Genomic DNA, 14,813 nt, shown 5'->3' on the forward strand with positions numbered 1-14,813 from the left:
CTAGCGCAGGGCCAGCCGACCGCGGAAGTTCTCCGGCACCGGCGCGAACCGCAGCGCCATGGTGATGTCCTCCGGCCGTTCCACAACCAGCCGGTAGCGGGTGCACAGCAGGTGACACAGGGCCATCAGCTGGACCGTGCCGAGATTCGCGCCGATGCATTTCTTCGGCGCCCAGCCGAACGGCACATAACAGGTGCGGTCCGCCGGGCCGTGTGGCGCGCCCGGCAGGAAACGGTCCGGATCGAAGACGTCGGGCTGTTTCCAGATCCGCTCGTTACGGTGGATCAAGTGCGGGCTCAGCAGATACCACTGCCCCGGCTCCAGGCGGGTGGCCCCCAGGTCGAAAGCGAATTTGGAGCGCCGCACCAGCAGCAGCGGCGGGCTCCACATCCGCAGCACCTCCTTCACGAACCGGTGGGTCACCGGGGCCACCTGGGTGGGCGCCGTGCGGAACTCCGCCGGATCCACGGCGCACAGCTCCTCCGAGAGCCGTTGCTGCCACTCGGGATGCCGGACGAACTCGTAGAGCAGGCTCGCGGCGGCGGTGCCGGGCGGGCCTCCGATGGCGGTCAGGACGGCGGTGACGACGTCCAGCGCGCGGTCCATTCCGAGCTCCGGCAGCAGATCCACAAAGGGGTCGGCGAGGTCCGGCTCGCGCCGGCGCCGGCCGTCGGCGCGCTGCCGCAGAACCCGGCGGACCACCAGCCCGGACCGTAACTGTACGGCGATGAACCGCAGATGGTGCCAGGTGCTGCCGGGTTCGGGCGAGACCAGCCGCAGCAGCTTCATCTCCAGGTCCCGGCGCACCAGGTCCGCCTCGCCGGAGGTCAGGCCGGTCAGCGCGACGGGCAGCAGCGACCGCAGTGTCACATCCTGCGTGAGCATGGACAGGTCGACGTCCTGTCCGACCCGGGCGTCCATGATCCGCTCCATGCGCTCGATCAGCCGGCCGTGGTGCTCGGCCGTCGCGAGCGTGTGCAGCTGGGTCAGCCACGCGGAACGGATGCGGCTCCACCGCATCTCGGGGCTGTGACGCCGGCGCACCATGTCGACGAGGCGGTCGTGCATCACGAACCGGTGCCAGTTCGTGGCGCTGACATGGCGCGCCGCCTCCGGCTCGAACACGCCGAGCCGCTGGTCGTCCACCCAGAAGATCCCGTCCTCCTGGGCGCTGCGCATCCGCATGAAACGCAGGAAGTCCTCGGGGTGTTGCGGGGTGGTCATCGTGCACATTCCCCTCGTGGGGCGCGGGGAGCCGGCCCAGTGGCGTCTCCCCGCGCGGGGCCGGTCAGATGTGGTGGTACAGGTACCAGAAGTAGTCGTACTCGCGTCGGATGTTGAGGACCGACTTCGCCTTGAGGTATAGCGCGCGCATGCTGGTTCACCTCCTTTCCGGGCAGCCGTCGGGAAGGCTCAGCGTCGCGGTGAACCGCGGCGGAGCCAGCGCCGGACCCACCTGGGGCCCGTCGCCGTCATGGGGGGCGACCGACACGCGCCAGTCACGGGAGAGCAGACCGACGAGGTCCTCCAGCAGCCGCACGGTCACGGTCGCGCCCGCGCAGGTGTGCGGTCCGTGTCCGAACGGCAGATAGGCGGCGTCGGGCACCCCCGTGGCCCAGCGCTGCGGGAGGAACTCGTCGGGCCGCTCCCAGTGCCCGGGATGCCGGTGCACCAGATAGCTGCACACCACGAGCCGGTCCCGGGGCGTCACCCGCGTCCCGCCCAGCTCCTGCACCCGGCTCGGGGTGCGGGCGAACAGCCACGCCACCGGCCACAGCCGCAGCGCCTCGCGCACGGTCCAGCTCGGGTCGGCCGCGGCGCGGTCGGGGTGCGTGCCCAGCAGCTGGACGCACCAGCCCAGCGCGAAGCCGATCGATCCGACCGTGGCGAACAGGAAGGACAGATAGACCTCGACGAGATCGTCCGGGTCCGCCGTCGGGCCGCCCCCGTCGACGACGACGTCGACGAGGTCGCGCGGCCCGGCGCCTCCACCGTCCTGCCGCAGCCGCGCCTGGCGGGTGCACATCTCCGTGTGCAGGGCCCGCAGCGCACGGCGGCGGAAGAGCAGACGGGAGGCGGCCGAGTGGCGCCGTCGCGCGCCCGCCAGCACCGCGCGGGCGACGATCGCCTCCACGGTCCGGTGCAGGTGGGCCGGCGCCTCCCGGTGCAGCAGTACCTCCCGCAGATGCCGCAGCACCAGCAGGTTCCCGGCATCCGGCCACTCGCTGTGCGGCGCGAGCCGCTCCGCGACCAGCCGGGGCAACTCCCCGCGGTGAGCGTCGAGATGACGCCGCATCAGCTCACGGGCCGCACGGCCGATGGCGATCTGTGCGGAGCGCGGTCCGAAGACGCCGTGCCGGTTGTGGAAGAAGTCGGACGTCTCCACGACGGCGCCGTGCCGGTTGCCGAGCACCGCCCGGACCGCCTCGGGCTCGGCCAGGCACACCGCGCCCATGGCCGAACGCCACACGTCGTGCACCCCGTCGAACTCCGCCGCCAGCAGGGCCAACCGGTCGCCGCTGTGGTGGCGCGGGCCTTCGCCGTTCACGGGACGTGCCGGTGACGACTCCATGGGGTCCTCCATAGGTGGTGGTGCGGCGTGCGGGCCTGCGGCCGACGCACACAGCCTGGTGAGCGGGCACCGCGCTGTCGCCTGCTGTGCCGCTGAGCGGAACGGCGGGCGACTCGTGGACCTGGGCTGCGCCACGGGGAGGCCCATGCCACCTGCGCCGGGGCGTCCGGCACGCCTGTTGGACCGCCGGCGTGGCGGCGCGTGCCAGTACTCCGGCGCTTTGTGATCGCAGGCACTGGACGACCGGGGCTGGTTCACGAGCTCTCAGCGACGGCGTCCGAGGCCCGCCGTGATGGCTGCCGCCGCGCGGCGGGCCGGGTCGGTGAGGCGTTCCAGGTGGTGATCCGGGTCGGTCAGGACGCTCAGGGCCGCCACCGGGACGCCGTCCGCCGCGTACACCGGTACGGCCGTGCAGCACACCCCCTCCAGCACCTCCTCCCGGTCGTAGGCGGCGCCGTACTCCCGGATCCGACCGGCCTCGTCCGGCCAGGCCCGGGGCAGCGGACCGAGCGGCAGGCCGGGCTCGGCCCAGGCGGTCAGCACCTTGCCGGCCGCGGTGTACCAGGGCCAGGTCTGCCGGTCGTCGGGCACCGGCGGCGGGACGTCCGCCGTGGTCGACCAGTCCAGGACCAGCGTCTGCCCCTGGTGCAGCACGGCGAGACCGACCGTCATGCCGGTGACGGCCGCCAGCCGCCGCAGCGGCCGCTCGGCGGCCGACCGCAGGCCCGGGTGGGGCTGCCAGCGGTGGCCCAGTCGGAACATGCCAGGGCCGATGCGGTAGTGGCCCGCACTGCGTTCGACGGCCCCCAGCTCCACGAGCTGGTCGAGCAGCCGGTAGGCGGTCGTCTTGGGCAGACCGCACACCGAGGCCAGCACGGTCACGCCGGCCCCCTCCTCCTGGCGCAGAGCGTTCAGCAGGGCGAAGGCGCCCTCCAGGACACCGCGTCCGGCCGTCGCGGACAGCGCCCTGTCCGCACCGGGCAAGGGCGCGCTGCTCAGTGGTCCGATCCGGGCAGGCGCCGAGGCGGACGCAGTCGCCGTATTCGATCGATGCACGTGTCAACCCCCGTGTTCACGTGTGAGCCCCGTTCAGTGACTGTGCGGGTCGCGGGCGCGCATGCCCCGTGCTGCCGGACCGGCGCGGGCGCCGCTCACGTCAGGGTGGGGGGCGCGGGTGGGCCGAGATTTTGCCGAAAGCTTGTCGCCCTGTTCGCCGGGGTGAGGGGACCGTGGATGAGATGTGAACGGGGGGTGGGTGCAATGCTGCGGCTGTGTCTGTCGGGACCGGTGGAAGTGCTGGTGCGGGAAGCGCCGGTGGATCTGGGTCCGCCTCAACGCCGGGCGGTGCTGGCCGCGTTGGCCGTGGACGCCGGCCGACCGGTACCGCTCGACATGCTCATCGACCGGATCTGGGGCGCCGATCCGCCGGAAGGTGCCCGTCGCTCCCTGTACGCGCACATCGCCCGCATCCGGCGGCTGGACGAGCACCTGGAGGACGTCGACGAGGGACGATTACCGGTGCTGCGCCGCTCCGGCGGCTACCAACTCGACCTCGACCCGGACCGGATCGACCTGCACCGCTTCCATCGCCTCGCCGCACTGGGGCGCGACGACACACAGCCCGACCGGACGCGAGCCGCGCTGCTGCGCGAAGCCCTCGAACTGTGGCGCGGCGAGCCCCTCGCCGGTCTCCCGGGAACCTGGCCCGCCCGGATGCGCGAGACCTGGCGCAGGCAGCGCGTGGATGCCGCCCTGCGGCTGGCGGACCTCGAGATCCGCGGCGGCGACCCGGCAGCCGTCGTGGACAGGCTGACCGACCTGCTGGACGAGTACCCGCTGACCGAACCCCTGGCGGAAGCCCTGATGCGGGCCCTGCACGCGGCCGGCGACAGCGGCGAGGCGCTGCGCTGCTACGCACAGACCAGGCGGCGCCTGGTGGAGGAGCTCGGCACGGAACCCGGGCGCCGGCTGTGGGAGCTGCATCAGGAGATCCTTCGGCAGCAACCCGTAGGTCACCTGCACGAGCACGAGGCGGTGCCCGCCCTTCCGGCCGCGGCGGCGACCCGGCCGCCTCCCGCCGCCCCCGGCAACGGTCACCGGCCGGCCCCTGCGGGCATCAGCCTCCCGTACACCGCACCGGCCCAACTCCCCATGGCCGTAGCAGGTTTCATCGGGCGCACCGACGAACTCGCCCGTCTGGACGCGCTGCTGGCGGACGCCGCACGACGCCCGGCGGCGGTGGTCGTATCGGCCTTGTCGGGCATGGGCGGAGTGGGCAAGACCGCGCTGGCCTTGCACTGGGCACGGCAGGTGCGTCCGGCGTTTCCCGACGGACAGCTGTATGTGAACCTGCGCGGCTTCGACCCCGGCGGCGCGCCCCTGGCCCCGGACCGGGCCGTACGCGGATTCCTCGACGCGCTGGGGGTGCCCGCCACCCGTGTCCCGGAGTCACTCGACGCGCAGGTGGGCCTGTACCGCAGCCTGCTGTCCGGCCGGCGCGTCCTGGTGGTGCTCGACAACGCCCGTGACGCCGATCAGGTGCGCCCGCTGCTGCCCGGCGCGCCGGGCTGTCTGGCCCTGGTCAGCAGCCGCAGCGCGCTGACCGGACTGGCCGCCGCGGAGGGAACGCACCTGCTCGCCCTCGACCTGCTCACCGCCGAGGAGTGCCGCGAACTGCTCGCCGCCCGCCTGGGTGCCGCACGGGTGGCGGCCGAGGCCGCCGCGGTCGACGAGATCGTCGTGCGCTGTGCCGGGCTGCCCCTCGCGCTCGCGGTCGTCGCCGCCCGGGCCGCCACCCGCCCCGCGCTGCCGCTGGCCGGCTTCGCCGAGGAACTGCGCACCGCCGAACGCATCCTGGACCCGCTGGACACCGGCGATCCGGCCACCGAGGTACGGACGGTCTTCCACTGGTCGTACCGCACACTCGGCCCACGGGCCGCACGCCTGTTCCGGTTCCTGGGCCTGCATCCCGGCCCCGACGCCGACCTGACGGCCCTCGCCGCCCTCGCCGGCACAGGGGTGGGCCAGGTGCGGGCACCGGTGGCGGAACTGACCGCGGCCCATCTGCTGATCGAGCACGCGCCGCGGCGTTACACCTGCCACGACCTGCTGCGGGCCTACGCCGTCGAGCTGGTCGCCGAGCACGACGACGAACCCGCCGTACAGGCCGCGACCCGCCGCTGTCTTGACCACTACCTGCACACCGCGTACGCGGCTGACGCCCTGCTCACCCGGCGACGCCACCCGATGACCCTCGCCCCGGCCGAACCCGGCGCCCAGCCCCGCCAATTGGCCGATTCCGACGAGGCGTTGGCATGGCTGACCGCCGAACAGGCGGTCCTGCTCTCCGCCGTGGAGCGCCCGCGGCCCGGCTTCGACGCCTACACCTGGCAGTTCGCCGCAACCCTGACCACGTTCCTGGAACGCCAGGGCAACTGGCAGGCCCTCACCGGCGTCCACACCGCCGCCCTCGACGCGGCGGTGCACCACCAGGACCTGGCCGGACAGGCGGCCGGCCACCGCGGCCTGGGACTGGCCCGCTTCCAGCTGCGCGATCCGCAAGGCGCCCGCCACCACTTCACCCGCGCCCTCGACCTCTTCCGGCAGCTGGGCAACCACGCCGGTCAGGCCCGAACCTGCCAGAACCTGGCCAAGATGGCCTGGGCGCACGGCGCGCCCCGCGAGGCACTGCAGCACGCGCGCCGCGCGCTGGAACACTTCCTGCTCGCCCACGACCGCGGCGGCCAGGCGGTCGCCCTCAACGACATCGGCTGGTACCTCGCCGAACTCGGCGAGCTGCGCCAGGCGCTGGACCACTGCCGCCGGGCACTGCCCCTGGTCCAGGCGACGGGCGACCTCAGCGGCCAGGCCCACACCTGGGACAGCCTCGGTTACATCCACCGGCACCTGGGCCGCCACGCCACCGCCGTGGAGTGCTACGACCGGGCCCTCGCCCTCTTCCGCAAGACCGGTGACCGCCGCAGCGAGGCCATCGGCCTCACCTACCTCGGCGACACCCACGAGGAGGCGGGCGCCCCCGGCCCCGCTCTCGATGCCCGGCGGCGCGCCCTGGACCTGTTCGACGAACTGGGCCTGCCCGAGGCCGACACCCTGCGCAGCACACTCCGGATGCAGGCAACGGACCCGACGGCACCGCTGGGAGCCCTCTAGCGCTCACGACGGCAGTTCGCCCGTTCGGGCCATCGGTCATCGGCCCGGTCCGGCGTGTCGTGCTTGCCCGATCGCCGCTCGTCCTACTCACCCGCCGCCTGCCCCGTCCTTTGGCCTGCCCACCGGGTGACAGGCGGGTGAAGCCTGAGGTGCCGTCCGCTTCCCGGGGCATGCATGAGGATCCCCGGCCGGACGGCGGGGCTCCATGCGCGGGAGGCGAGAGTGACGAACGAACGAGCCGATCGGGCCGGCCGGGACACCCAGAGGGTCCCGGTGCTCATCGTCGGGGGCTCTCTGGTCGGCCTGTCGACCTCGTTGTTCCTCGGACGGCTGGGCGTGCGCCACCTGCTGGTGGAGCGTCACACCGGCACCTCCATCCACCCGCGCGGCCGCGGCAACAACATCCGCACGATGGAACTGTTCCGGGTTGCGGGAATCGAGCCGGCGATCCATGAGGCCGCCGCCACCCTGGCCGACAACCACGGCATCCTGCAGACCCCCACGCTGGTCGGCGACGCGGGGGAGTGGCTGTTCCGGGAGATCGACCCCGGCGGCGGACTGGCCCGCTTCAGCCCCGGCGCCTGGTGTCTGTGCAGCCAGAACGACCTGGAGCCGGTCCTCCTCGAACAGGCCGCGGCGCTCGGCGGCGACCTGCGCTTCGCCACCGAGCTGCTGTCGTTCGAGAGCGACCCCACCGGTGTCACCGCGGTGCTCAAGAGCCGGGAGACGGGTGAGCACAGCACCGTCCGCGCGGACTACCTCGTCGCCGCCGACGGCCCCCGCAGCCCCGTCCGCGAGCAGCTCGGCATCGGCCACAGCGGCCCCGGCGACCTGTTCCACAACGTCAGCATCACCTTCCGCTCCCGCCGCCTCGCGGACGTCGTCGGCGACCGTCGCTTCATCGTCTGCTACCTCACCGACCCGGAGGCCGACGGCGCCCTGCTCCCGGTGGACAACCGCGAGAACTGGGTCTTCCACGCCCCCTGGCACCCCGAACACGGCGAAACGCTGGAGGAGTTCACCGACCAGCGGTGCGTCGAGCACATCCGCCGCGCGGTCGGCGTACCGGACCTCGACGTGCAGATCACCGGCCGGGCACCCTGGCACGCCGCCCAGCGCGTCGCCCGCAGCTACCGCTCCGGACGGGTCTTCCTCGCCGGAGACTCGGCCCACGAGATGTCGCCCACCGGGGCCTTCGGCTCCAACACCGGAATCCAGGACGCGCACAACCTCGCGTGGAAGCTGGCCGCGGTGCTCGGCGGCTGGGCCGGGGAGGGCCTGCTGGACTCCTACGACGCCGAGCGCCGCCCGGTCGCGGAGGCGACCAGCGCCCGAGCCGCCGACCGGTCGGCCGAGCACAGTCACCCCGGGTTCACCCCGCCGCCCGACGCCGGCGGCGGCCCCCGGCGCGGCATCCTCAACGTCGCCCTCGGCTACCGCTACCGGCAGGGCGCCGTCGTCGGCACCGACCCGGCGGGCGCGGTCGTTCCGGAGGACCTCGAGCTGACCGGCGAGCCCGGCAGCAGGGCGCCCCACCTGTGGGTGCGACACGGAGCCGAACGGATCTCCACGCTCGACCTCTACGAACGGTCCCTGGTCCTGCTCAGCGACGCCGGCGACCCGAGCGGATGGCACCGGGCCGCCGGCCGCCTCGCCGAGCAGCTGTCGGTGCCGATCCGGTCGTACCGCGTGGGCAGCGGACCCGGGGCCGAACTGGTACCGGACGGGGATGCCCAGTGGACGGAGCGGCATGGCATCACGGCCGGGGGCGCCGTGCTCGTGCGGCCCGACGGGTTCGTGGCCTGGCGGTCGCCCGGCCCGGAGCCGGATGCCGAATCGGTGCTGCGGCAGGTCCTGAGGACCGTGCTGTCACTGACCTGATCACGCGCGGCGGAACCCCTGTCTCAACCCTTGGGCCTGTCACCCAGGTGATCGTCCCGACTGGTGGTGAGGTGACGCCTGACTGACGGTGGTTCACGTCGGGGTCCGGTCAAGTCAGCTGATGACGTACCAGCTGCCGGGCCTTGGCGGAAGGACGTTCCTATGCGTTCTGCTCGCATTTTTCTGGCCACAGCGGCGGCTTCCGCCGTCCTCGCCATCGGTGCGCCCGGCGCGTTCGCAAACGGTGGCGACGGGAATCACGACGGTACTTCGCACGGCAAGGAGCACGGGAAGGAACACGGCAAGGAGCACGGCAACGAGCACGGGAAGGAGCACGGCAAGCAGCCCAAGCACGAGGAACCGCGCGGCGGAGTGCACACCGGCGGTGGCGCGCTGACCGCGGTGAACGACGACGGAGACTGGGGCGGCTCGCGGGCCTCGAAGACGGACCCGGACACCTACCGGGACGACTCGTGGGGCAGCGACCACGGAGGCCGTGACGAGGACGGTGGCGGCCGCGGCAATGACTCCTGGGGCGGCGGCGGCAACCACGAGAAGCCCCACGGCGGCATGCACACCGGCGGCGGGGCGCTCGCGGCGCCGACCGCGACCGCGGGCGGGCTGGCCGTGCTGGGAGTCGTCGCCACCGGGCTGTATGCGGTGCGCCGCAAGAAGCCGGCCGTGGGCGCGGCCTGACCCGTGCCCGATGCGATAGCGCAGCCGCGGCCGTCACCCGAGCCCCGTGCGGCGGCCGCGGCATAGCGCACCGCCGGGGGCCGCGCTGGAAGGGCCGCGCGGGCCGTCGACTGTCTCCGGCGCCGTCGTGGCTGCTCCTTCCCCCCATCGCGGCGGAGCCGCACATGGATGCGGCCCCGCGCCCCTTCAGGGCGCTGCAGCACCGCAGCGGACTGCGCCCGATCTGCTCAGCGCCCTGCCGCCGTGCCTGAATGAGGTGCTCTCCCATGGCAGTTCCCCCACCCTCTCCCTCCTCCGACGACCAGCCCGCGCCCACCGAACCGGGAGTGCCCCGCTCGGGCCTGATGATGATCTGCGCCGCCGCCTGCCTGGTGCTCGCAGCAAGCATGATCAGCGGCCAGGACAACTCCGCCGATGCCTCCCACTCACAGTCCGCCGCGTCCGTCCGGCACTCCCCGACGGGGACGATGTCCCCAGGGCAGCCGGTGGGCAAGCACCTGCCCCGGTCGCGGCCCGTGCGCCTGCGCATCCCGAAGATCTGGGTGGACGCCCCCTTCACGGGCCTGTCCCTCGGCCCCAACGGACAGCTGCAGCCTCCCCCCGGCGACAACACCAACCTCGTCGGCTGGCACACCAAGGGAGCCTCACCAGGAGAGGCGGGGACCGCGATCATCGCCGGGCACGTCGACACCAAGACGTCCGCGGCCGTCTTCGCCAACCTCGGCCAGCTGACCAAGGGCGATGTCTTCTACGTCCAGCGCGCCGACGGGCGCACGGCGACCTTCCGGGTCGACAGCGTGGAGACCTTCGAGAAGGACGACTTCCCCAGCGACCGCGTGTACGACGACACCCCCCAGGCCCAGGTGCGGCTCATCACCTGCGCGGGCAACTACGACCGGTCGGTCATGGACTACACGGACAACCTGGTGGTCTTCGCCCACCTCGTCTGAGCGTCACCCGCGTAGGCCATACGAGTCGCGCGCTTCGGGCTACGGGCACACGATCGAGGAACGCCGACGCCGCCCGGCCCCGCGGCCGGCGTCCGCTTCCGCCCCCCGAAGGAGTTGTGCGCAGGATGACGACCACGTCCGAACGTGTTTCCGATCCGTCGGCCCGACAGGTGTCGCCCCGGGTCTCCCAGTCCGTGTTCGACGGCTCAAGACTCCGGGTCGTCCTGCTGGTGGACGTCTACGACGGAGCCCAGCAGCAGTTCCTGGAGGCGTACGAGCTCCTGTGCAACCAGGTCGCCTCCGTCCCCGGACATGTGAGCGACCAGCTGTGCCAGTCCATCGAGAACCCCTCCCAATGGCTCATCACCAGCGAGTGGGAGAGCGCCCCGCCGTTTCTCGCCTGGGTCAACAGCGAGGAGCACGTGCGGATGGTGGAGCCGCTGCACAGCTGTGTCCGCGACACCAGGTCGCTGCGCTTCCACATCGTCCGCGAGACCGGCAGCCCGGCACCCGGCGGCGAGCACGGCAAGCGCCGGCTCCAGGCGGCACCCAGGATCGGCGACGGCCTGATCCGGCATGCCCTCACCTTCACCGTCACACCGGGCAGCGAGGAGAAGGTCGCGAAGATCCTCGCCGACTACGCCTCGCCCGAGCCGAAGGTCGACGACTCCACCCGGCTGTGCCGCACCTCTCTGTTCATGCACGGCAACCGGGTGGTACGGGCCATCGAGGTGCGCGGTGACCTGCTCGCGGCACTGCGCCATGTCGCCCGGCAACCCGAGGTGCGCGCCGTCGAGGAGGCCATCAACCCGTACCTGGAGCAGGACCGGGACCTCGACGACCCCGAATCCGCCCGCGTCTTCTTCACCCGGGCCGCACTGCCCGCCGTCCACCACGTGACGCTGGAGCAGCAGGACCCGCGGGAGGAGCGGCACGCCCTGTCCTATCCGGTCCGGCCCGGCTGTGGCATGCGCCTGGCCGAGGCACTGGCCCGGCGGGACGAGGTCGCCGCGGACGACCCGCGCAGCCCGATCCTGCGCAGCACGATCTTCCAGCGCGACGACGTCGTCGTACGGCTGATCGACGTACGCGGCGGGCTGGCGGCCGCCGACCCCGCCCTTGTCCTCGGCCTGCAGAACCCCGCGCAACTGGCCGAGCTGACGACCTTCCCCGTCGACGCGTCCGCGCCACGGCACGGCGAACTCGGGCGCTTCATCGGGCTCGCCCGCATGGACCTCGTCACCGACCGCCGCTCGCCCGAGGCCTGAGCTGCCCCCAGCCGGCCGTGGCGGCCACCGCCCCCACGTCGATGCAGGACCTGATCGGAGGAACGCCGTGATCACATCCCGTCCCAGAATCGTGGATCTCAGCGAGGTCGAGCCCAACCGTCGGCGCGGCGGCGACCTGCGTGCCATGCTCACCCCCGCCACGGTCGGCTCCACCAGCGGATTCATGGGCGTCGCCATCGTGCAGCCCGGCGAGCGCATCGGGGAGCACTACCACCCGTACTCCGAGGAGTTCGTGTACGTCGTGTGCGGGGACCTGGAGGTGGACCTCGACGGCGTCCCCCAGCCGCTGCGGCCCGAACAGGGCCTCATGATCCCCATGCACATGCGGCACCGCTTCCGCAACGTCGGCAACGTCGAGGCCCGCATCGTCTTCCACCTCGGCCCGCTGGCCCCGAGCCCGCCGCTCGGCCACGTCGACACCGAGGAGAGCGACGCCGCCGCAGAGGTCCCGTCATGACACGCCGGGTGGCGGTCACCGGCATAGGCGTCGTCGCACCCGGCGGCATCGGCATACCGGCGTTCTGGGATCTCCTGGCCGCCGGGCGCACGGCGACGCGGGGCATCACCTTCTTCGACCCGGCCGGTCTGCGCTCCCGGATAGCCGCCGAGTGCGACTTCGACCCGGCGGCGCACGGCCTTGACGCGGAGCAGACCGCACGGTGCGACCGCTACATACAGTTCGCCCTGGCCGCCGCGGCGGAGGCGATACGCGACGCCGGCCTCGAGCCCGAGCGGGAGAACCCCTGGCGGGTCGGGGTCTCGCTGGGCACGGCGGTCGGCGGCACCACCCGGCTGGAGCACGACTATGTGCTGGTCAGCCGGCAGGGGCAGCGCTGGGACGTGGACCCGCGGGAGGCCGGCCCGTATCTGCACCGGGCGTTCGCGCCCAGCACCCTCGCCTCCACGGTGGCCGAGCGGTTCGGGGCGCGCGGCCCGGTGCAGACCGTCTCCACGGGCTGCACCTCGGGGCTCGACGCCGTCGGATACGCCTTCCACACCGTCGAGGAGGGCCGCGCCGACGTGTGCATCGCCGGCGCCTCGGACTCGCCGATCTCCCCGATCACCATGGCCTGCTTCGACGCGATCAAGGCCACGTCCGCGAACAACGACGACCCCGCGCACGCCTCGCGCCCCTTCGACGCCGACCGCGACGGGTTCGTCATGGGCGAGGGCGGTGCGGTGCTCGTCCTGGAGGAACTCGGCCACGCCCGGGCCCGCGGCGCGCACGTGTACTGCGAACTCGCCGGCTACGCCACCTTCGGCAACGCCTACCACATGACCGGACTGACCCGTGAGGGCGTGGAGATGGCGAAGGCCATCGAGGCCGCCCTCGACCACGCCCGGCTGGACGGCACGGCGATCGACTACGTCAACGCGCACGGCTCGGGCACCCAGCAGAACGACCGCCACGAGACCGCCGCGGTGAAACGGGCCCTGGGCCCGCACGCCTACGACACCCCGATGAGCTCCATCAAGTCCATGGTGGGCCACTCCCTCGGCGCGATCGGCGCCATCGAACTCGTCGCCTGCGTACTGGCGCTGGCCCACCAGGTCGTCCCGCCGACCGCCAACTACGAGACCCCCGACCCCGAGTGCGACCTGGACTACGTTCCGCGCGTCGCACGCGAGCGGAAACTGGACAGTGTGCTCTCGGTGGGCAGCGGGTTCGGCGGCTTCCAGTCCGCGGTGGTCCTGACCCGGCCGAGGGAGAAGACACGATGAGCGAACCGCATCCACGGCGGGCGGCCATCACCGGGATCGGCGTGGTCGCACCCAACGGATCGAGCACGGAGACCTTCTGGAAGTCCGTCAAGGAGGGCATCAGCGTTCTCGACCGGGTGACCCGCGAGGGCTGCACCCACCTGCCGCTGCGGGTGGCGGGCGAGGTCCGCGACTTCGACCCGTCCGCCGTCGTGGAGGAACGCTTCCTCGTCCAGACCGACCGGTTCACGCACTTCGCGATGGCCGCGGCCGACCTCGCGCTGGACGACGCCCGGCTCGGCCGGCCCGCGACCGACGGCTCCCCGTTCTCCGTGGGTGTGGTCACCGCGGCCGGTTCCGGCGGCGGTGAGTTCGGGCAGCGGGAGCTGCAGCAACTGTGGGGAAAGGGCAGCCGGTTCGTCGGCCCCTACCAGTCCATCGCCTGGTTCTACGCCGCCAGCACCGGCCAGATCTCCATCCGCCACGGGTTCAAGGGTCCCTGCTCGGTCGTCGCCAGCGACGAGGCCGGCGGCCTGGACGCCCTCGCGCACGCGGCGCGGGCGGTGCGGCGCGGCACCGACGTGATCGTGACCGGCTCGACCGAGGCGCCGCTCGCCCCGTACTCCGTCGTCTGCCAGCTCGGCTACCCGGAGCTCAGCACCGAGGCCGACCCGGTCCGCGCCTACCGCCCGTTCACCTCCGCGGCCTGCGGGTTCGTCCCCGCCGAGGGCGGCGCCATGTTCGTCGTGGAGGACGAAGGGGCGGCCCTGGCGCGGGGTGCGGGCGTGCAGGCGGTGCTCGCCGGACACGCGGCCACCTTCACCGGCGCCTCCCGCTGGGAGGAGTCCCGCGAAGGGCTCGCCCATGCCGTCCGGGGCGCCCTGGCCGAAGCCGGCTGCGCTCCCGAGGAGATCGACGTGGTCTTCGCCGACGCCCTGGGCGTGCCGGAGGCGGACCGCGCCGAGGCCCTCGCGATCGCCGACGCGCTCGGTGCGCACGGCACCCGTGTGCCCGTCACCGCACCGAAGACCGGCATCGGCCGCGGCTATGGCGCGGCGGCGGTCCTCGACGTAGCGGCGGCGGTGCTCGCCATGGAGCACGGGCTGATCCCGCCCACCCCCAACGTCTACGACATCTGCCACGAACTCGACCTCGTGACCGGCCGGGCGCGCGCCGCCCAGCCGCGCACGGCGCTGGTGCTGAGCCGGGGCCTCATGGGGTCGAACTCGGCGCTGGTGCTGCGGCACGGCGCCACCGGCGCCTCGTCCTGAGGTGCCGCAAGCAGTAGAGGAGAACCGCATGTCCGACCGAATAACCGTCGAAGAGCTGGCCGAACTCATGAAGACGTCCGCCGGTGTCACCGTCACCCCCGAGGAACTCGGGCTGCACAACCCCGGCTTCGACACCCTGGGCGTCGACTCGCTCGGCCTGCTGGGCATCGTGGGCGAACTGGAGAACCGCTACGGCACACCGATGCCCGCCGACGCCGAACGCTCCAAGACCCCCCGGCAGTTCCTCGACCTCGTCAACAGTGCCCTCATGACAGGAGCGTGA

12 protein-coding genes are annotated in these 14,813 nt (G+C 72.8%); 9 read left to right on the plus strand and 3 right to left on the minus strand.

Annotated elements, in window-relative coordinates:
* The 3 genes from ACFY1U_RS19645 to ACFY1U_RS19655 all read right to left on the minus strand — a co-directional run bounded on the left by ACFY1U_RS19645 (window position 1) and on the right by ACFY1U_RS19655 (window position 3,556).
* Window positions 1-1,224: a cytochrome P450 gene (locus ACFY1U_RS19645; protein ID WP_390695376.1), complete on the minus strand. Its 1,224-nt coding sequence runs from the start codon at window positions 1,222-1,224 to the stop codon at window positions 1-3.
* 157 nt (window positions 1,225-1,381) lie between these two features.
* Window positions 1,382-2,572 carry a cytochrome P450 gene (locus ACFY1U_RS19650; protein WP_390695377.1) on the minus strand — a complete coding sequence of 397 codons (1,191 nt, stop codon included), beginning with the start codon at window positions 2,570-2,572 and terminating at the stop codon, window positions 1,382-1,384.
* Between the two features lie 264 nt (window positions 2,573-2,836).
* On the minus strand, window positions 2,837-3,556 hold the full coding sequence (locus ACFY1U_RS19655) for an IclR family transcriptional regulator (RefSeq protein ID WP_390695378.1): 720 nt from the start codon (window positions 3,554-3,556) through the stop codon (window positions 2,837-2,839).
* Window positions 3,557-3,832: 276 nt separating this feature from the next.
* Between ACFY1U_RS19655 and ACFY1U_RS19660 the strand changes: the two genes are divergently transcribed.
* From ACFY1U_RS19660 to ACFY1U_RS19700, 9 genes are all read left to right on the plus strand, one after another.
* Window positions 3,833-6,742 (plus strand): BTAD domain-containing putative transcriptional regulator, encoded by a 2,910-nt coding sequence (locus ACFY1U_RS19660; RefSeq protein WP_390695858.1) that lies wholly within the window; start codon window positions 3,833-3,835, stop codon window positions 6,740-6,742.
* A gap of 174 nt (window positions 6,743-6,916) precedes the next feature.
* Window positions 6,917-8,623, plus strand: coding sequence for an FAD-dependent oxidoreductase (locus ACFY1U_RS19665; protein ID WP_390695379.1), 1,707 nt, complete (start codon window positions 6,917-6,919; stop codon window positions 8,621-8,623).
* A gap of 162 nt (window positions 8,624-8,785) precedes the next feature.
* Window positions 8,786-9,319, plus strand: coding sequence for a hypothetical protein (locus ACFY1U_RS19670; protein WP_390695380.1), 534 nt, complete (start codon window positions 8,786-8,788; stop codon window positions 9,317-9,319).
* Between the two features lie 266 nt (window positions 9,320-9,585).
* Window positions 9,586-10,269 carry a class F sortase gene (locus tag ACFY1U_RS19675; protein WP_390695381.1) on the plus strand — a complete coding sequence of 228 codons (684 nt, stop codon included), beginning with the start codon at window positions 9,586-9,588 and terminating at the stop codon, window positions 10,267-10,269.
* Between the two features lie 125 nt (window positions 10,270-10,394).
* Window positions 10,395-11,537 (plus strand): SchA/CurD-like domain-containing protein, encoded by a 1,143-nt coding sequence (locus tag ACFY1U_RS19680; RefSeq protein WP_390695382.1) that lies wholly within the window; start codon window positions 10,395-10,397, stop codon window positions 11,535-11,537.
* A gap of 67 nt (window positions 11,538-11,604) precedes the next feature.
* A complete protein-coding gene (locus tag ACFY1U_RS19685) occupies window positions 11,605-12,015 on the plus strand; it encodes a cupin domain-containing protein (protein WP_344398925.1) in 411 nt (136 codons plus the stop codon).
* Window positions 12,012-13,280: a beta-ketoacyl-[acyl-carrier-protein] synthase family protein gene (locus ACFY1U_RS19690; RefSeq protein WP_390695383.1), complete on the plus strand. Its 1,269-nt coding sequence runs from the start codon at window positions 12,012-12,014 to the stop codon at window positions 13,278-13,280. The genes ACFY1U_RS19685 and ACFY1U_RS19690 overlap by 4 nt, the downstream gene beginning before the upstream one ends.
* The gene (locus ACFY1U_RS19695; RefSeq protein WP_390695384.1) at window positions 13,277-14,530 is read left to right on the plus strand and encodes a beta-ketoacyl synthase N-terminal-like domain-containing protein; all 1,254 of its coding nucleotides are present in this window, start codon (window positions 13,277-13,279) and stop codon (window positions 14,528-14,530) included. The genes ACFY1U_RS19690 and ACFY1U_RS19695 overlap by 4 nt, the downstream gene beginning before the upstream one ends.
* A gap of 28 nt (window positions 14,531-14,558) precedes the next feature.
* A complete protein-coding gene (locus ACFY1U_RS19700) occupies window positions 14,559-14,813 on the plus strand; it encodes an acyl carrier protein (RefSeq protein ID WP_390695385.1) in 255 nt (84 codons plus the stop codon).

This window comes from Streptomyces sp. NPDC001351, assembly GCF_042896045.1.
Lineage (GTDB): Bacteria > Actinomycetota > Actinomycetes > Streptomycetales > Streptomycetaceae > Streptomyces.

Excerpts from the sequence above, each read along its gene's own strand:
- ACFY1U_RS19675 (WP_390695381.1), top strand. The coding sequence starts at position 9,586 with ATGGCAGTTCCCCCACCCTCTCCCTCCTCCGACGACCAGCCCGCGCCC.
- ACFY1U_RS19660 (WP_390695858.1), top strand. The coding sequence starts at position 3,833 with ATGCTGCGGCTGTGTCTGTCGGGACCGGTGGAAGTGCTGGTGCGGGAA.
- ACFY1U_RS19665 (WP_390695379.1), top strand. The coding sequence starts at position 6,917 with ATGAGGATCCCCGGCCGGACGGCGGGGCTCCATGCGCGGGAGGCGAGA.
- ACFY1U_RS19700 (WP_390695385.1), top strand. The coding sequence starts at position 14,559 with ATGTCCGACCGAATAACCGTCGAAGAGCTGGCCGAACTCATGAAGACG.
- ACFY1U_RS19690 (WP_390695383.1), top strand. The coding sequence starts at position 12,012 with ATGACACGCCGGGTGGCGGTCACCGGCATAGGCGTCGTCGCACCCGGC.
- ACFY1U_RS19645 (WP_390695376.1), bottom strand. The coding sequence starts at position 1,224 with ATGACCACCCCGCAACACCCCGAGGACTTCCTGCGTTTCATGCGGATG.
- ACFY1U_RS19680 (WP_390695382.1), top strand. The coding sequence starts at position 10,395 with ATGACGACCACGTCCGAACGTGTTTCCGATCCGTCGGCCCGACAGGTG.
- ACFY1U_RS19650 (WP_390695377.1), bottom strand. The coding sequence starts at position 2,572 with ATGGAGTCGTCACCGGCACGTCCCGTGAACGGCGAAGGCCCGCGCCAC.
- ACFY1U_RS19695 (WP_390695384.1), top strand. The coding sequence starts at position 13,277 with ATGAGCGAACCGCATCCACGGCGGGCGGCCATCACCGGGATCGGCGTG.
- ACFY1U_RS19670 (WP_390695380.1), top strand. The coding sequence starts at position 8,786 with ATGCGTTCTGCTCGCATTTTTCTGGCCACAGCGGCGGCTTCCGCCGTC.